This window comes from Streptomonospora mangrovi (genome assembly GCF_027604915.1).
Lineage (GTDB): Bacteria > Actinomycetota > Actinomycetes > Streptosporangiales > Streptosporangiaceae > Streptomonospora > Streptomonospora mangrovi.
In genome coordinates, this window is the sequence record NZ_JAJAQC010000028.1 from 77,573 (window position 1) to 94,138 (window position 16,566).

At 74.3% G+C, this 16,566-nt stretch carries 18 protein-coding genes; 8 read left to right on the plus strand and 10 right to left on the minus strand.

Features of this window, described 5'->3' with window-relative positions; translation table 11 throughout:
* Nucleotides 1-16 precede the first annotated feature (16 nt).
* On the minus strand, nucleotides 17-613 hold the full coding sequence (locus LG943_RS16935) for a DUF1707 SHOCT-like domain-containing protein (protein ID WP_270073256.1): 597 nt from the start codon (nucleotides 611-613) through the stop codon (nucleotides 17-19).
* A 288-nt stretch (nucleotides 614-901) separates the two neighbouring features.
* Here LG943_RS16935 and LG943_RS16940 point away from each other — a divergent pair, with 288 nt between their 5' ends.
* Nucleotides 902-1,783, plus strand: coding sequence for an ABC transporter ATP-binding protein (locus LG943_RS16940; RefSeq protein WP_270073281.1), 882 nt, complete (start codon nucleotides 902-904; stop codon nucleotides 1,781-1,783).
* A complete protein-coding gene (locus LG943_RS16945) occupies nucleotides 1,780-2,598 on the plus strand; it encodes an ABC transporter permease (RefSeq protein ID WP_270073257.1) in 819 nt (272 codons plus the stop codon). The genes LG943_RS16940 and LG943_RS16945 overlap by 4 nt, the downstream gene beginning before the upstream one ends.
* Nucleotides 2,599-2,816: 218 nt before the next feature.
* Here the strand turns inward: LG943_RS16945 and LG943_RS16950 are convergent, their stop codons facing one another.
* Together LG943_RS16950 and glpX are read right to left on the minus strand one after the other, a co-directional pair.
* Nucleotides 2,817-4,409 carry a DUF3352 domain-containing protein gene (locus LG943_RS16950; protein WP_270073258.1) on the minus strand — a complete coding sequence of 531 codons (1,593 nt, stop codon included), beginning with the start codon at nucleotides 4,407-4,409 and terminating at the stop codon, nucleotides 2,817-2,819.
* A 107-nt stretch (nucleotides 4,410-4,516) separates the two neighbouring features.
* A complete protein-coding gene (glpX, locus tag LG943_RS16955) occupies nucleotides 4,517-5,548 on the minus strand; it encodes a class II fructose-bisphosphatase (RefSeq protein WP_270073259.1) in 1,032 nt (343 codons plus the stop codon).
* Between the two features lie 133 nt (nucleotides 5,549-5,681).
* On the opposite strand from glpX, the gene LG943_RS16960 reads away from it, so the two are divergent.
* Both LG943_RS16960 and LG943_RS16965 read left to right on the plus strand, forming a co-directional pair.
* Nucleotides 5,682-6,302 (plus strand): TetR/AcrR family transcriptional regulator, encoded by a 621-nt coding sequence (locus LG943_RS16960; RefSeq protein ID WP_270073260.1) that lies wholly within the window; start codon nucleotides 5,682-5,684, stop codon nucleotides 6,300-6,302.
* 182 nt (nucleotides 6,303-6,484) lie between these two features.
* The gene (locus LG943_RS16965) at nucleotides 6,485-6,922 is read left to right on the plus strand and encodes a hypothetical protein (RefSeq protein WP_270073261.1); all 438 of its coding nucleotides are present in this window, start codon (nucleotides 6,485-6,487) and stop codon (nucleotides 6,920-6,922) included.
* Nucleotides 6,923-7,088: 166 nt separating this feature from the next.
* Here the strand turns inward: LG943_RS16965 and LG943_RS16970 are convergent, their stop codons facing one another.
* A complete protein-coding gene (locus LG943_RS16970) occupies nucleotides 7,089-8,057 on the minus strand; it encodes a 4-hydroxy-3-methylbut-2-enyl diphosphate reductase (protein WP_270073262.1) in 969 nt (322 codons plus the stop codon).
* A gap of 327 nt (nucleotides 8,058-8,384) precedes the next feature.
* Between LG943_RS16970 and LG943_RS16975 the strand changes: the two genes are divergently transcribed.
* Nucleotides 8,385-9,137, plus strand: a complete 753-nt coding sequence (locus LG943_RS16975; protein ID WP_270073263.1) for a hypothetical protein — start codon at nucleotides 8,385-8,387, stop codon at nucleotides 9,135-9,137.
* A 370-nt stretch (nucleotides 9,138-9,507) separates the two neighbouring features.
* Nucleotides 9,508-10,338 (plus strand): patatin-like phospholipase family protein, encoded by an 831-nt coding sequence (locus tag LG943_RS16980; RefSeq protein WP_270073264.1) that lies wholly within the window; start codon nucleotides 9,508-9,510, stop codon nucleotides 10,336-10,338.
* 22 nt (nucleotides 10,339-10,360) lie between these two features.
* Here LG943_RS16980 and LG943_RS16985 read toward each other — a convergent pair whose 3' ends face one another.
* The 5 genes from LG943_RS16985 to LG943_RS17005 form a co-directional block, all read right to left on the minus strand.
* Nucleotides 10,361-10,579 (minus strand): hypothetical protein, encoded by a 219-nt coding sequence (locus LG943_RS16985; protein ID WP_270073265.1) that lies wholly within the window; start codon nucleotides 10,577-10,579, stop codon nucleotides 10,361-10,363.
* A 164-nt stretch (nucleotides 10,580-10,743) separates the two neighbouring features.
* Nucleotides 10,744-12,855 carry an ATP-binding protein gene (locus LG943_RS16990; protein WP_270073266.1) on the minus strand — a complete coding sequence of 704 codons (2,112 nt, stop codon included), beginning with the start codon at nucleotides 12,853-12,855 and terminating at the stop codon, nucleotides 10,744-10,746.
* Between the two features lie 105 nt (nucleotides 12,856-12,960).
* A complete protein-coding gene (locus LG943_RS16995; RefSeq protein ID WP_333486384.1) occupies nucleotides 12,961-13,533 on the minus strand; it encodes a DUF6879 family protein in 573 nt (190 codons plus the stop codon).
* A gap of 2 nt (nucleotides 13,534-13,535) precedes the next feature.
* Nucleotides 13,536-13,754, minus strand: coding sequence for a hypothetical protein (locus tag LG943_RS17000; protein ID WP_270073268.1), 219 nt, complete (start codon nucleotides 13,752-13,754; stop codon nucleotides 13,536-13,538).
* A 79-nt stretch (nucleotides 13,755-13,833) separates the two neighbouring features.
* Nucleotides 13,834-14,022 carry a hypothetical protein gene (locus tag LG943_RS17005; protein WP_270073269.1) on the minus strand — a complete coding sequence of 63 codons (189 nt, stop codon included), beginning with the start codon at nucleotides 14,020-14,022 and terminating at the stop codon, nucleotides 13,834-13,836.
* 169 nt (nucleotides 14,023-14,191) lie between these two features.
* On the opposite strand from LG943_RS17005, the gene xseA reads away from it, so the two are divergent.
* Together xseA and LG943_RS17015 are read left to right on the plus strand one after the other, a co-directional pair.
* Nucleotides 14,192-15,553 carry an exodeoxyribonuclease VII large subunit gene (gene xseA / locus LG943_RS17010; RefSeq protein WP_270073270.1) on the plus strand — a complete coding sequence of 454 codons (1,362 nt, stop codon included), beginning with the start codon at nucleotides 14,192-14,194 and terminating at the stop codon, nucleotides 15,551-15,553.
* 148 nt (nucleotides 15,554-15,701) lie between these two features.
* Nucleotides 15,702-15,944: an exodeoxyribonuclease VII small subunit gene (locus tag LG943_RS17015; protein ID WP_270073282.1), complete on the plus strand. Its 243-nt coding sequence runs from the start codon at nucleotides 15,702-15,704 to the stop codon at nucleotides 15,942-15,944.
* Nucleotides 15,945-16,044: 100 nt separating this feature from the next.
* Here LG943_RS17015 and LG943_RS17020 read toward each other — a convergent pair.
* Nucleotides 16,045-16,566: DUF6542 domain-containing protein (locus tag LG943_RS17020; protein ID WP_270073271.1), on the minus strand; the 522-nt coding region annotated here is incomplete at its 5' end.

Sequence of the window (16,566 nt, forward strand, 5' to 3'; positions counted from 1 at the left end):
CGCGGGGAGGCGCGGATCACTCCAGCGCGGCGCGGCGGCGCCGCCAGGGCAGCCGGCCCCGCGCCCGGCGCGGCGGGCGCACCCGCACCGTGCCCAGCAGCGAGAAGCCCGAGACCTCCAGCACGGGCGCGTCGGCGCGGCGCGGCGGCCGCACGGCGGTGGTGCGCCGGCCCAGCAGCGACCGGCCGCGCATGCGGACCTCGACGCCTTCGGGCACGGTGATCAGGACGCGGCCGAAGACGCACAGCACCGGCATGCGCACGTGCCCGCGCACCAGCAGGGCCTCGCGCAGGTCGAGTTCGAGGGTGCCGCCGACCGCCGCGGCGGGCTCGGTGGGGCGCACCACCCACCGGCCGGCGCGGCGCAGCGTGGTGAACATCGCCACCAGCGGGCGCTCGTCGAGTTGGAGGGGCTGCCGGTCGGGCGGGAGCAGGTCGGCGAGGGCGGCGGGCAGTTCGCCGAGGGTGCGGGCCCGGTACACGCGGTCGACGCGCTCCTCGAACTCCGCGAGGTCGAGCCGGCCGTCGGCCGCGGCCGCGCGCAGCGCCTCGACCACGCGTTCGCGGTCGGCGTTGGAGGCGCGCAGGCGGGCGGGGGTCGGGCCGTCGTTCACGCCTCCACGGTAGCCGCTGGGCGCGCCGCGCACAGGTCCGGAAAGCGGGCCTGTGCACGGCGGCGCGGAAGCGGCGCGGCCCCGAGCAGGCGGGGCGTCGCCGAAGCCGTCCACAGGCAGGGTTGTCCACAGGCACGGGAAAAGCGGTGGAGAATTCGCGTCCGGCGACCCTACGGTGATCGCATGTCGCAACCCGGGCAGCACAGCTCCACCTCCACCGCGCGCCGGCCGGCCACCCACGGACCCGCGCCCGACCCCTCGGCGCCGCCGGCCATCGAGCTGCGCGGCGTGGTCAAGCGCTTCGGCTCGTTCACCGCCGTCAACGGCCTGGACCTCCGGGTCCCCTCCGGGGTGGTGTTCGGCCTGCTGGGTCCCAACGGCGCCGGCAAGAGCACCACCATGCGCATGCTCACCGCGCAGTGCCTGGCCACCTCCGGCGAGATCAGCGTGCTGGGCCACCCGGTGCCGCGCGCCTCCAAGCGCGCCCGCGCGGCCATGGGCGTGGTGCCCCAGCACGACAACCTCGACGAGGAGCTGACCGTCCAGGAGAACCTGGAGGTGTTCACCCACCTCTACCGCGTGCCGCGCGCCCAGCGGCCCGAGGCCGTCGAACGCGCGTTGAGGCTGGCGCACCTGGCCGACCGCCGCCACGACCGCACCGACAAGCTCTCGGGCGGCATGCGGCGCCGCCTGCTCATCGCGCGCGGGCTGGTGCACCGGCCCCGGCTGGTGCTGCTGGACGAACCCACCGTGGGGCTGGACCCCCAGGTCCGCCAGGACCTCTGGGGCCTGATCACCGCCCTGCGGGCCGAGGGCGTCACGGTGCTGATGTCCACCCACTACATCGAGGAGGCCGAACGCCTGGCCGACGTCGTGGCGCTCATGGCCAAGGGCCGCGTGGTCGCCCAGGGCGCGCCGGCCGACCTCATCGCCCGCCACGCCGGCGACACCGTCGAGGAGTACCTGGTGCCGCCGGCGGACCCCGGCGACGGCGTGGAGTCCCGGCTGCGCGCCGCCGGCGTGGCCGTGCGGCGCACCGGCCCCACCCTGTCGGTGCTGCGCCCCGGCGAGCTGCCCGACCCCCTGCGCGCCGAACTCGGCACCGGCCTGGCCCGCGCCGGCAACCTCGAAGACGTGTTCGTCACCCTGACCGGGGAGCGTGTGGAATGACCCTCGACACCGACACCCGCGCGGCCGCCCCTTCGCCGCCCGCACCGCCGCGCCGGTTCGAGTTCGCGCCCGTGGCCGGTGTGCTGGCGCGCGAGTGGGCGCTGTACCGCCGCAGTTGGCGGCCCACCACCTTCGCGGCGGTGGCCGAACCCGTCATCATGCTGCTGGCCTTCGGCGTGGGCCTGGGGTCGCTGATCGGCGCGATCGGCGGCTACGACTACATCGAGTTCCTGGGCACCGGCATCGTGGCCACCTCGGTGCTGTTCACCTCGATGTTCCCCGGGCTGATCGACACCTTCGTGCGGCGGGTCTTCCAGCACACCTACGACGGCATGCTCGCCGCGCCGGTGGACGTGCGCGAACTCGTCACCGGCGAGGCCACCTGGATCGCGTGCAAGGCCGGCGTCTACGGCTGCGCGCCGCTGCTGGTGGCGATCGGGTTCGGGCTGCCGGCCTCGCCGGCCATGCTGCTGGTGCCCCTCATCGCGTTCGTGACCGGGTTCGGGTTCGCGCTGACCGGGGTGTGGCTGTCGGCGGTAGTGCCCTCGATCAAGACGATGGACTACATCATCTCCGGGGTCATCACGCCGCTCTACCTGATCGCCGGCACGTTCTTCCCGATCGACTCCCTGCCCGCCTGGGCGCAGGTGGTGGCGCGCATCAACCCGCTGTACCACTGCGTGGAGCTGGTGCGGGCCACGGCTTTCGGCATCGAGCCGCTGCGCGACCTCGGCCACTTCGCGGCGCTGCTGGTGTTCGTCGCGGTGATGTGGCTGCTGGCGGTGGTGCAGATGCGGCGGCGCCTCATCGACTGACCCGCTCATCCGCCCCGCCCGCCGGGTACCTCCGGCGGGCCGGGCGGACCGGGGGGGGGGGGGGGGGGCCCCCCCCCCCCGCGGAAAAGCCCGCCCCGGGGGGCCCCGCCGCCCCGCGGACACGGGGCCCCCCCGGCGCCCCCCCCCCCGGGGGGGGGGGGCGCGGGCCCCCCCCCCCCGGGAGAAACGGCCGGCCGGGTGCGCCCGGCCGGCCCGGCTCACTGGCCGCCGTTGGGCGCCCAGCGCGCCCGCACCGACATCGACTCCTGGGTGAACCCCACCGAGCCGCCCAGCACGCCCCACTGCTCGGGCGCGTGCTCGCCGGCCTCGGCCATCAGCGGCTCCAGGTCCACGAACATCCCCATGTGGGCGTCCTCGGTGCCCTCCATGGCCTGCTGGTACAGCGGGTCGTCGCCCAGCCGGCCGGTGCCGGTCGACCCCGAGGTCACGACCACGGCCGAACCGTCGCCGTTGACCCCCGGCGGGGAGTCGTAGGAACCCGCCCACAGTTGGGTCACGGCCTCCTCCAGCGCGGCGGTGTCGGCGCCCTCGGCGCGGTACTGGAAGGACGGCGCCGAACTCGTGCCGCCGAAGAAGTCGTCGACCGACCCGCCGAGGTCGGTGAACCCGAGCGCGGTCTGGGTGCCCAGGACGCTGGTCATGCCGTCGGGCATGGTCAGGCCGAGGTCGGACATGGCGCTCTCGAAGTCGGAGAAGTCGTCGGGGGCGTCCTCGTAGCCCTGGGCGATCAGGGAGTCCAGGCCGGTGCCGCCCATGGCGAGCACGGTGTCGTCGGGGAGGTTGCCCAGGTGGTCCAGGCCGGGGTCGGGGATGTCGTAGTCGGCCATGGAGATCCCGTCGGCCGAGACCTCGAAGGTGTCGCCGCGCAGTTCGACGTAGCTGCTCTCGATGGTCAGCCCCACGGCCATGCGCCCGCTGACGTTCTCGTAGGTCTCCAGCGGGACGGCGGGCTCCACGGGGGAGCCGAACTCGTCGTAGCCGCCGTAGGGCGAGGACTCGGTCTCGGCCATGGCGGCGGCCAGCGCGCCGAGGTCGGTCCAGGCCGAGGCCACGGTGTCGCCGCCGATGGCGTCCATGTCGCCGGTGTAGGTGGCGTTGTCGGCCAGCGTGCCGGCGGAGTCGACCTGGTGGTCGAGGTCGGCCAGGGTCTCGGGGGTGGGGGTGAGCAGCGCGAAGTCGTCGCGGACCTCGAAGTGGAGTTCGGTCTGGGTCTGCAACTCGCGCAGGGCGGCGTCGGCCGCGTCGGCGTCCTCGCAGGCCAGGGCGATCGCCACGGCGGGGCCGGTGCCGTCGACGGCGGCGTTCTCGTTGGCGGGCTGCCACAGGGCCACCCCGAAGCGCTGGCCCAGCCAGGGCTCGAAGTCGGCCTCGTAGGTCATGTCGACGCCCAGGCTCTCGATCATGCCGTCGACGACCTCCTGGGCGGGGTCGGCCTCGGGGTCGATCTCGTCGCGGACGGTGTCGGGCAGGCGCTCGGCGAACTGCGCGTAGTTGGCGAGCTGGCCGCCGTTGGGCTGGAGGTTCAGCTCGGCGAACACCATGGCAGACCCGGGCAGCACGGTGGCGGGGTCGGGGCCGACGAAGGCGTCGCGCACCACGGTGTTGGCCGCCCACACGGTGGTGGCCATGAGCACCACGCCCAGGCCGGCGGCCACCGGGACCAGCCAGACGCGGCCGGCGCGGCGCGGGGGGCCCGGCGCCGGCGCGTAACCCGGGCCCGGGGGAGGCGGCGGGTACTGGCCGCCCGGGGCTCCCCACTGGCCCTGGTTGGGGGGATCAGGGTAGGACATCGCACCTCCGTCGGATCACGCTTATCCGCTACGAAGGTACCAATGCGGGCTTTGCCCGAATGCCCTGTCCACAGGGCATTCGGGCGACATGGGGGCTGCCCGGGGGGTTAGCGTGCGGCGGCGATCGCGCCGAAGTCCACGCCGCTGTAGCCGGCCAGCTTGGCGAGCCGGTGCTCGCTGCGGATCTGCCGCACGGTGCCGCTGCGGCCCCGCATGACCAGGGAGTCCGTGACGGCGCCGCCGGGCACGTAGCGCACGCCGCCCACCAGTTCGCCGTCGGTGATCCCGGTGGCGGCGAAGAACACGTCCTCACTCGACACCAGGTCGTCGGTGGTCAGCACGCGGTCCAGGTCGTGCCCGGCGTCCAGGGCCCGGCGCCGCTCGTCGTCGTCGGTTGGCCACAACCGGCCTTGGATCACGCCGCCCAGGCACTTCATGGCGCACGCGGAGATGATGCCCTCAGGGGTGCCCCCGATCCCCAGCAGCAGGTCCACACCGGTGCCGGGGCGGGCCGCCATGATGGCGCCGGCGACGTCGCCGTCGGTGATGAACTTGATGCGCGCGCCGGCCTCGCGGACCTGGCGCACGATCTCCTCGTGGCGGGGGCGGTCCAGGATGACGACGGTGACGTCCTGGGGGGTGGCGCCCTTGGCGCGGGCCACGGCGCGGACGTTGTCGGCGATGGGCGCGGTGATGTCCACGACGTCGGCGGCCTCGGGCCCGGTGGCCAGCTTCTCCATGTAGAACACCGCGGAGGGGTCGAACATGGAGTGGCGCGGCGCCACCGCCAGCACGGAGACGGCGTTGGGCATGCCCATGGCGGTCAGCCGGGTGCCGTCGATGGGGTCGACGGCGACGTCGCAGTCGGGACCCGAGCCGTCGCCCACGCGCTCGCCGTTGAACAGCATCGGCGCGTTGTCCTTCTCGCCCTCCCCGATCACCACGGTGCCGTTCATGGACACCGTGCTGATCATGTGCCGCATCCCGCGCACGGCCACGCCGTCGGCGCCGTTCTTGTCGCCGCGCCCCACCCAGCGCGCGGCGGCCAGCGCCGCGGCCTCGGTGACCCGGACGAGTTCCAGCGCCAGGTTGCGGTCGGGCGCGTCGGGGGAGCCCGGGGCGACGGTGGAATCGGTCATCGGTGAGCCTCTCCAAGCCGGGCGAGTCTCGCCCGCGGCGGTCGGTGATTTTGGGACAAGCGTAATCACCTGACGTAATGTCGACCTAGGCGGGCCGCTGGCGCGCCGAGCGAAAGGAACGGTAGGGCCGAGGTTGACTGTCGAGAAGGTGCACAAGCCGGTGCGGACCTCCCACCGAGGCGCGGCCACGCGCAGCGCCCTGCTCAAGGCCGCCGCGCACGTGTTCCGCACGGTGGGGTTCGCCCGCGCGGGCGTGAGCGAGGTCGTGGAGCAGGCCGGGGCCAGCGTCGGGAGCCTCTACCACCACTTCACCGGCAAGGCCGACCTCTACCACGCGCTGTACGAGGAGTTCCAGCAGCGCCAGCAGGACCGCACCCACCGCGCCGTGGCCGAGGCCCGCGCCCGGGGCGAGAACGACCCCACCCGGCTGATGTACACCGCCGCGCGCGCCTACCTGGAGGGCTGCATCGAGGAGCGCGAGACCACGCTGCTTTTCTTCAGCGGCGACGGCCCGCCCGGGTTCGACTCCAAGCTGCGCGAGCGGCTGCGCCAGTGGACCGACCGCAACGTCGCGCTGTTCCGCAAGGCTGACGAGCCGGTGGACGAGGCGCTGCTGATGGTGGTCAGCGGGGCCATGCTGCTGGCGGTCACCGAGGTCATCCGCCGCGACGACGCCGAGGCGCGCCGGCTGGCCGACGACATCACGGGGCTGCTGTCGCGGCTGGAGCCGCGCCGGCCCGCGCCGACGGACTGAACCTCCTGGCATCCCCGGTACCCCCTGATACCGGCGGGTCGGGGAGTTCCCGATCACGGTGTGAGAAGGTGCGGGTGTTTTCCGCTGTCACCGGGCTGTCTCCGTCGTGAGACTGGGTATGCCGATAACCCAGCCAACAGCCACCTTGCGTGAGCGAACCTTCAGCACGGAGTTGACTACAGATGCTCGGCGACATCATCGACTGGTTTAAGGGACTTCTGGGCGGCGCCGCGGAGTCGGCGACCGGCGGGTTCACCGCCGCCTCCGACGGCCTGCACGAGGCGGCCGCGGGCACCGCCCAGGACTACACCGGCGCGGCCCAGGACGCCGCCAACGACGCGGGCGGCATGGCGGGCGAGTACCTCCAGTCGGCCGAGGGCAACGCCCAGGACGCGGCCGGCGTCGCCGGGGAGTTCGCGGGCGCGGCCGAGGGCGCCACCGTGGACGCCGCGGGCACCGCGCAGGAGTCGCTCCAGGAGGCCAGCGCCGGCGCCGCCGCCGACCTGGAGAACGCCCAGGCGGCGGCCGGGGAGTTCACCCAGGGCGCCCAGGACGTCGCGGCCGACCCCGGGGCGGCGGCGCAGGAGCAGGCCCAGCAGTACATCGAGCGCGAGCGCTGATCCGCCGCACACCGGCGGTGCGGCCGGGCCGGGCCGCACCGCCGGTCCGGTGCGAGCGCGAGCGCCCCGCGGCGACCGTTGCGGTCGCGGCGGGGCGCGGTGCGTCGCGGGGCCGGCGCGGGAGCGCCGGGCCGGGCGGATCGGCCGGGTGGACCGGCCGGGCGGATCAGGTGGCGGCCTCGGCCCGCAGGTCGCGGCGCAGCTCCTTGGGCAGCGAGAACGTCAGGCTCTCCTGGGCGGTCTCGACCTCGGTGACCTCGCCGTAGCCGTAGCCGGCGAGGCGGTCGAGCAGGTCCTGCACCAGGATGTCGGGCACCGAGGCGCCGCTGGTGACACCCACGGTCTGGACGCCCTCCAGCCAGGACGCGTCCATCAGCGCGGCGTTGTCGATGAGGTGGGCGCTGTCGGCGCCGGCCTCCAGGGCGACCTCGACCAGCCGCACCGAGTTGGAGGAGTTGTCCGAGCCCACCACGATGACCAGCTCGCACTCGGGCGCCATGGCCTTGACGGCGTCCTGGCGGTTGGAGGTGGCGTAGCAGATGTCGTCGCTGGGCGGGTCGAGCAGGTTGGGGAACCGCTTGCGCAGGGCGTCGACGGTGGCGTTGGTCTCGTCGACCGACAGGGTGGTCTGCGACAGCCACGAGACGTTGTCGGGGTTGCGGACCTGGACCTTGTCGACCTCGTCGGGGCCGTCCACGATCTGGATGTGGTCGGGGGCCTCACCGCTGGTGCCCTCGACCTCCTCGTGGCCGGTGTGGCCGATCAGGATGATGTCGCGGTCCTCGGCGGCGAAGCGCTTGGCCTCCTTGTGCACCTTGGTGACCAGGGGGCAGGTGGCGTCGATGGTCTTCAACTGGCGGCGCTGGGCCTCCTCGTGCACCATCGGCGACACGCCGTGCGCGGAGAACACCACGATCGCGCCCTCGGGGACCTGGTCGGTCTCCTCGACGAAGATCGCGCCGCGCTTCTCCAGCGTGGAGACCACGTGGGTGTTGTGCACGATCTGCTTGCGGACGTAGATCGGGGCGCCGTACTGCTCCAGGGCCTTCTCGACCGTGACGACGGCGCGATCCACCCCGGCGCAGTAGCCCCGGGGCTTGGCGAGCAGGACACGGCGGCGGTTCGACGCAGTCATACGACCATCCTAAGGGCCATATCGGGGTGGACCCGGCGGGGAGCGGGCGGGCGGCCGCGCGGGGCGGGCGGGAAGGAGGGCGGGGCAGGGCGCGGGCCGTGGCGGGGTTAGATGACCTACCGATAACGGTCAGCGCTCGTTTGCGTCGCGACGGGGCGAAACCATTCACAATCGGCGCACTTCCGGCGACGCTTACTCCCCTATTGTGGTTGACCTGTGTAACACCATGACGCGGTGGTAGCCGCCGTGGTGGTCGTGCCCGCGCGGGGCGAGGGGCACCCAGCGCCGCCGCGCTCCCAGCCGAGACCTTCAGGAGCCCCCAGTCCCATGTCGAATCCGTCCATCGCCAGCAAGGTAGTGTCCTGGGTCAAGGGCATCTTCGGGCAGCGGAATCAGACCGCCCAGGCCCGTCCGGAGGCCGCACCGGCCGGCAACAAGGCGGAACCCGCGGCCGGCGAGACCGCCGCCGGGACTCCCGCCGCCGAGCAGCCGGCGGGCACGAGCCCCCTGGCCCCCACAGACAAGCCCGACACCGCGAACGCCCCCGACGCCGAGATCGCCGTCGACTCGCCCACCGCCGGCCCGCCCGAGACGACTCCCTCCCCCTCGGCCCCCGCCAAGGAGCCCGAGGAGGAGGAGCCGGCCGCCGCGGAGGCGGCGCCCGCGCAAACCGCGGCCGCCGAGCCCACCGAGGCGGCCAAGGACGTCAAGCCCGCCAAGGAAGCCGAGCCCGTCGGGGAAGCCGAGCCCGCCGAGTCCGCCGCCAAGGACGCGGACCTCGTCGATCCGGGTGAGCAGGCCGCCGTCGCCGAGGAGCTGGCCGCCGCCGAGGCCGTCACCCAGGTCGCCGACGACGCCCCCGCCAAGGAGGCCCGCCGCCGCGCCGCCCCCGCCGCCGACGAGCTGCCCGTGCCCGGCTACGAGTCCCTGACCCTGCCCTCGGTGCGCGCGCGGTTGCGCAAGCTCACCATCGACCAGGTCCGCGACCTGCGCGCCTACGAGGTCGCCCACGGGGAGCGCCAGGAGTTCATCAAGATGTACGACAACCGCATCGCCAAGCTCCAGAGCGAAGGGCAGTAACCGGTCGGTAGGCCAGGCCGCCCCCGCCGCGCCGAAACCCCGCCGCGCCGACGCGAGGCGTAAGGTCGTCGGATCGGCCGGCCCGTCCCGACCATCCGAACCGCCCGGCACCGGGCCACAGGCGGGTATCGGCGGGCGCATCCGCCGGTAGACCGGTACACACCGGTACCGCGCCCGCCGGCCGGAGGATCTGGAGCAGGCGTCGCAGTGCCTATGGGAGGCATCGGCGGCCGGACCCGGCGGTGCCGCCGCCGGCGACCGACGCCGCCCGGTGGCGGCGGGAACGCCGGGTGCCCGCCGGTGCCGGCGGGCCGACCGGAGTGTGGCCACCGGCCGCGATGTCCGCGGCCGGAGAGCGGAAGGGACCGGGATGAGCCGGATACTGGTGCTGGGCGGCGGCGGGGTCACCGGGATCGCCTGGGAGTTGGGGGTCCTCGCCGGACTGCGCGACGCCGGCGTGGACCTCACCGACGCCGACACCGTGGTGGGCACCTCGGCCGGCTCGGTGGTCGGCGCCCAGATCACCTCGGGTGTCCCGCTGGAGACCCTGTACGCCCGCCAACTCCGCTCGGCCGAGGGCGAGGTCGCGGCCAAACTCCCGATGTCCACGCTGGCCCGCTGGGTGTGGGCGCTGACCACCGAGCGCGACCCGCGCCGGGCCCGCGCCCGGATCGGCCGCCTGGGGCACGCCCGCTCCGTCAGCTCCCTGGAGGAGCGCCGCCGGATCATCACCTCGCGCCTGCCCACCACCGAGTGGCCCGAGGCCGACCTGTGGATCACCGCCGTGGACGCCCACACCGGCGAGCGCCGCGTGTTCGACCGCGGCTCAGGGGTCCCGCTGGTCGACGCGGTGATGGCCAGTTGCGCGGTGCCGGGCGTGTGGCCCCCGGCCCTGGTCGACGGCCGCCCCCACATCGACGGCGGCCTGCACTCCTCGTGCAACGCCGACCTGGCGGCCGGCTACGACCGCGTGGTGGTGCTGTCCCCCACGACCCGCACCGCCGGCCCCCTCCCCAGCGCCGCCGACGACCTGGCCCACCTGGACGCGCGGACGAACCTGATCACCCCCGACGACCCGGCCCAGGCCCAGATGGGCCGCAACCCCCTGGACCCCGCCTTCAGAGCCGCCGCCGCCCGAGCCGGCCGAGCCCAGGCCCCCGCAATCGCCAAGTCGGTCACCGCCACCTGGACCGGGGACTGAGCCGCCCGGTGCTCCGGGGCTCCTAGCCCCGGCCGCGCCGGTACTCCTCGACCGCCCGGAGCACGGTGTCGGCGTCGATGCGCACGGCGGTCTCGCCCGGCAGCGGGTTCTGGAGTCCGCCCTGCTCGGCCGTTGAGAGTTCCACCCCCTGCACGACGAATTCCCCGGTGTCGCTGACATAGACCGAGGGACACCCCTGGGACCCCGAACGCGGATCCTTGGCCAGCAGAGTGAGCCGCATCCCGCTCCTCCCAAACGCCCGGACAAACCGCGCCCCACGCTAACACCGCGCCGCACGGCCTTCCAGAGACCAAAGGACGGCAGCGCCCCGGCGCCGGTGGATCCGGTTCCGGGCGTTTGCCGCGAGCGGTGAGCCCGGGCCGGCCCGGGCTCACCCCGACGTGGTCAGTCCGGCGCCGTCGGCGGGTCGAGGTGCGCCAACGACGCCTCGACCTCGTCGGCCCGGGGGTCCTCCACCGAACGCAGGAAGTCCAGTGCGGCGCCCAGATGGGCGCGCGCCTGCTCGGGCCGGCCCATTGCCGCGTAAGCCTCGCCAAGCCCGATCCGGGCGAGGGCCTCGGCGCCTCCGCTGCCGACCTCGCGCAGGATCGCGATGGCCGAGCCGTACTCGGTGACGGCTTCGTCGAGGCGTCCCGCGTCGGCCAGGACGGACGCGAGCGCGCGCCCGGCCCAGGCGGTGCTCCAGGCGTCGGCTATGTCGGTGAAGACGGCGGCGGCCGCCCGGCAGTGCTCGATCGCGGTGTCGAAGCGGCCCTGCGCGCGCTCGCACTCGGCGAGGCTGAGCAGCACCATCCCCGCGCCGCGTCGCGCGCCCGCCCTGCGGAAGGCGGCCAGCGCCTCCTGGAGCAGCGCGGGCGCGGCGGGGTCCTGGTCGCGCTCCCAGCGCAGCGCGCCCAACTGGCGCAGCGCGAACCCCTCCACCCACGGGTCATCGGCCGCACGCCCCGCCTGGAGGACCTCCGCGTAGTGCCCCAGAGCGGTTTCGCGGTTTCCCTGGAGCGTTTCGACATCGCCCAGGCCGAGCAGGTTGCGGGCCTGGCCGCGCCGGTCGCCGGCGGCGCGTGCGGCGGCGAGCCCGGTGGTCGTCAGCGTGTGCCACTCACTCCAGCGGTGCTGGCGTTCGAGCAGCGGATAGGCGGCGACGGGAAGGCGCCACGCGCGGTCGTAGACGCGGTGGTGCGCGGCGGCCTGGGCGACCCGGCCGATGTTGCGGTGCTCGGCGGAGAACCACGCCAGCGCCTCCTGCACCGACGCGAAGTCCGGTGGTGCCGCCGGCGGCTCACCCGCCGCGTCGACCGGAGGGTAGTGCGGTGTCGTCCGCCCGACGGCGTTGCGCAGCGCGGCGAGGTACCAGTCGGCCGCCCGCGCCACGACGTCGCGCTCGCCGCCCTCCGGCTCCTCGGCGTGGAAGCGCTCGGCGGCGTAGACCCGCAGCAGGTCGTGCATGCGGTAGCGGTCGTGGGAGACGCGCTGGAGCAGGCTGGCGCCCGCCAACTGCTCGACGAGGGCGCGGGCCCGCCGCAGCGGCACTTTGGTGACGGCCGCGGCGACCGGGGTGGTGAACTCCCCGGCGGGGTGCGCACCGAGGTGGCGGAAGACCAGCGCGGCGTCGTCGGGCAGGGCGCGGTAGGAGGCCGCGAAGACCGAGCGGACGTCGCTGAGTTCGTCGCCGGTGAGGCCCAGGGCGTCGAGCCGTTCGTCCTCTGCGGCGAGTTCCGCGGCGATGTGGCTGAGCGGGGTGTCGGGGCGGTCGAGCAGGCGCTCGGCGAGGATGCGCAGGGCCAGCGGCAGGCGCGCGCAGTGGTCGACGAGGGCCCGCGCCGCCTCGGGCTCGGCGTCGATCCGGGCCCCCAGGTGGGCGCGGAGCAGGGCCAGGGACTGCTCGGCGGTCAGCGCGTCCAGCCGCATCCGGCGCGCTCCTTCCCGTGCGACCAGGCCGGAGAGCGCGCTTCGGCTGGTGATCAGTACGGTGCAGGTCGGTGACGCCGGAAGCAGCGGCCGCACCTGCTCGGGGGCGACGGCGTCGTCGATGAGGATGAGCACGCGCCTTCGGTCGAGGCGGGAGCGGTACAGGGCTGCCCGCCCGTCGAGGTCGGGCGGGATCCGCTCGGGGGGCACACCCAGCGCGCGCAGCAGGGAGTCCAGCGCGGCGGAGGCGTCCATGCGGGGCCCCGGTCCGTGCCCGTGCAGGTTGACGTAGAGGTCGCCGTCGGGAAACCGGTCGCGTACGCGGTGCGCCCAGTGCAGGGCGAGGGCGGTCTTGCCCATGCCGGGGGCGCCGCCGATCGCGGAGACGGCCACGGCGGCGCCGGGCGGCGCGGTGGCGGACCCGGGCCGCGGGGTTTCGGGCGGCAGCAGGGAGTCCAGGTGGGCGAGTTCCGCCTGCCGGTTGACGAACCCCGGCGCCGCCATGGGGAGCTGCCGGGGCACGGGGGCCTCGGTCCCCGCCGGACGGGTGATGTGGATGCCGCCGTGGACGGCCCCGGCCTGGACCACGGCGCCCGCGCCGCCTTCCGCGCGGTTGTGCGGGCCGCCGGTGATACCACCCGATCCGGCGGGGGGATCGGGAGGGCCGCTGCCGGGACTGCCCATATCCGCCTTTCAGCGTGGACGCATGTAGTCGTCGAACTGTGCGGCGTATTCGGTGAACGGGATCGACAGGTGCAGGGCGCGGTCGCGCCAGACGTTCGCGCGCACGATTTCGGCGGGGTCGTCCACGATTTCGGTTGAGACGAGTGAACCGTCGTCAGCGTAGTTCATCAGCAGCAGTTTGTGGGAGTCGAACAGCCAGTAGTCGAACGCCGGGATTGCCTCGGGCCATTCGCCCTGCTTGACGGGGAGGATGCGGATTCGCTCGCCGGCCGCGGAATTGCGCCGGTAGCCCCACGCGCACTCGAAGCGGATGTAGTCGGTCAGGGGTTCGGCCACGACGTGGACGCGGTCGAACCGCCGCCCCTCCGCCGTGGCGGCCCGGACCCGCGCGCCCCAGTCGGTGTCGCTCAAGGGCGGCGGGGCGCCCTCGCGCTCGCTCGCGGCGAACCGGGCGAACGCCTCGCTCTCGTACTCCGCGGCGTAGTGCTGGAGGGTCTCCAGGCGGTAAGCGGTGTAGTCGAACTCGTCGAACAGTTTCTGGACGTCGCTCCAGGAGATTGCCGACCCGTGCGGTGCCCTGATTTCTAGACTCCGTTCCGCTGGTACTTCTCGATCGCGCGGATCACGACCTCGGGGGAGATGCGCACGGCGGTCTCGCCGGGGAGGGGGTTCTGGAGTTGGCCGGTGTCCTCGCCCACCAGTTCGGGGCCCTGAACGACCAGTTCGCCGGTGTCGGCGAGGTAGACGGAGGGGCACGCGGTATCGGCGGACTTGCCGTCTTTGTCGAGCAAGGTGAGTTTCATGGGAACCCCTGTCCAGGAGAAAGAAGAGATATCAATATTCTAACAGCCAGTTCTTTGATCTCGAGGTCGGACAATGGCGTTAATCGGCCGTGCGGCGTTCCCGAATCTCACGCACCTCCAGAATCTCCCGAATCTCCCGGACGGCATTGTCGTCGCCGTCCCGGGACGCGCGGACCAGGCGCTTCAGGTCCACGGCGAAGAGCAGGTCCTCGACATCGGCCGGCAGGGCCGGCCGGGGGCCGTCCTCCGGCTGGTTCTCCGCGGCCATGCGGACCACCTCGCGTCCTCGCGGCGTCGGTGTACGGATCGTGGGGATCCTTCCCCGGGAACTACGGGGAATCCTTCCCCGCGAACGCTAGCCGCGCCGGCGCCTTGGCGGAACGGAGGCCGGCCGCCGCTCGCCCGTCCTGACGGTGGGCTGTTCTAGGCTCGCTGGCATGGGTATGGAGAGTTCCGCCGAATCGCCGCAGCCTGTGCGGGTGGTCATGCAGGCTGTGGGGGGGTGGATCGGGCGGCTGGGGAAGATCTGGGTCGAGGGCCAGGTCGCCGAGATGAACCGGCGGGGTGGGACCGTCTTCATGACCCTGCGCGATCCCGTGGCCAACGTGTCGGCGCGGGTGGTGTGTCCCATGCGGGTGCTGGAGGCCGTCGCGCCCGTGCCCGAGGCCGGGGCGCGGGTGGTTGTGCACGCCAAGCCCGACTTCTACGTGGCGCGCGGCACCTTCTCGCTGCTGGCGCTGGAGGTCCGCCACGTCGGGCTGGGCGAACTGCTGGCGCGGCTGGAGCAGTTGCGCGCCACGCTCGCCGCCGAAGGGCTGTTCTCCGAGGCGCGCAAGCGGCCCCTGCCGTTCCTGCCCGGAACCGTGGGGCTCATCTGCGGGCGGCAGTCCGCCGCCGAGCGCGACGTGCTGGAGAACGGCCGCCGGCGGTGGCCGGCGGTGCGGTTCGAGGTGCGCGAGGTCGCGGTCCAGGGCGACCGCGCCGTGGGCGAGGTCATGAACGCCCTCAAGGAGTTGGACGCCCACCCCGACGTCGACGTCATCATCATCGCCCGGGGCGGCGGGTCGCTGGAGGACCTGCTGCCGTTCTCCGACGAGGCACTGGTGCGCGCCGTCTCCGCCACGCGCACGCCCGTCGTCAGCGCCATCGGCCACGAGCAGGACAGCCCCCTGCTGGACCTGGTCGCCGATGTCCGCGCCTCCACCCCCACCGACGCCGCCAAGAAGACCGTGCCCGACGTGGGCGAGCAGCTCCAGCTCATCCGCCAGTTGCGCGACCGCGGCCGGCGGGTGCTGCGCGGCGGCATCGACCGCGAGCGGGCGTGGCTGGCGGGCATGCGCTCCCGCCCCGTCCTCGCCAGCCCGATCCGCGAGATCGACCGCCTCACCGAGCAGGTCGCCGGCCTGCGCGACCGCGCGCGGCGGTGCATGGGCGCCGCCCTGGACCGCGCGGGCGACAACCTCACCCACACCCGCGCCCGCCTGCACGCCCTCTCGCCCGCCACCACGCTCGCGCGCGGCTACGCCATCGTGCAGCGGGGCGACGGCGCGGTGGTGCGCTCGGCCGCCGACGTCGCCGAGGGCGACCCGCTGCGGGTGCGGTTCACCGAGGACAGCATCCAGGTGAGGGTCGAGGCGGTCGGCTCCGCCGACGACCAGGTGCCGGTCGGTCCGGCCGACCCGGCGGACCCTGCCGGCGGTCCGTCCGGCGGCACCCCGGCCGATGACACCGGCCCGGCCGGCCCGGCCGACGGCTCCCCGGCGGCCGAGCCCGCCGATGGCGCATCCGCCGACACCTAGGCGCGGACGCGCCCGCCTGCGCATTGTGAACTGACCGAAACCGTCTACGACCCGACCGCCCGGCGGGACACCACCGCCGACCGGTCGAAGGGGGACCGCAGTGGCCGCCAAGAAGAGCCCAAACGACACCGCCGACCCGCAGGAGCCCATGGACGGCGACACGCCCGAACCCGAGTTGAGCTACGAGCAGGCGCGCGAGGAACTCGACACCGTCGTGCGGCGACTGGAGGCGGGCGGGCTGACCCTCAAGGAGTCGCTGGCCCTGTGGGAGCGCGGCGAGCGGCTCGCCGTCACCTGCGAGCAGTGGCTGGAGGGCGCGCGCGCCAAGCTCGCCGTCGCCATGGAGCAGAACACGCCCGACACCCCCCGCGACTCCGAGACCCCCTTCTGACCCGGGGCCGATCCGCCGCTGACCCGGCCGACCGCTTATGGCCGGATCCGCTTGTGGCGGCGCCCGTTCCGGGCCGCCCGCGCCCGCGTGGTGCGGGCGGCTAGCCGCGGTCGCGCTCGGCGCGGTCCTCGGCGGCCGTGCGCGGGCGGCGGCCGTTGACCTCGTCGCTGAACGCCCGCACGTTGCGCGGCAGCCCGCGGAAGACCGCGATGACCAGCACCAGCGCGGTGCCCAGGAACAGCCACGGGGCGACATCGGCCAGGTGGGCGGCCATGCCGATCGCCACGCCGCGCGCGAACCCGCCGTCGCCGATCGTCAGCAGCATCTCGGCGCCCAGCGCGGCCGTGAAGTAGGCCAGCGGCGGGCTCACCGTCAGCGACAGCAGGTCGGTGGGCCGCACGGTGAGGGCGGCGAGCACGCAGGCCGCCGTGAAGGCCACCCCGCTGATCTCCGCCCGCGCGGCCAGCCCGCCGGCCAGGGCCGCGGCGAAGCTCACGGCGCAGATCACCAGGATGCCGCCGCGGCCGGTCAGGCGCGGGCGGCGCGGCGCCGACGCCGGCGCGGCCGCCGGGCGCCGGTGCGCGGGGCGGGGCTGGGCGGCGTCCGGGCGCCGCCGGCCGGC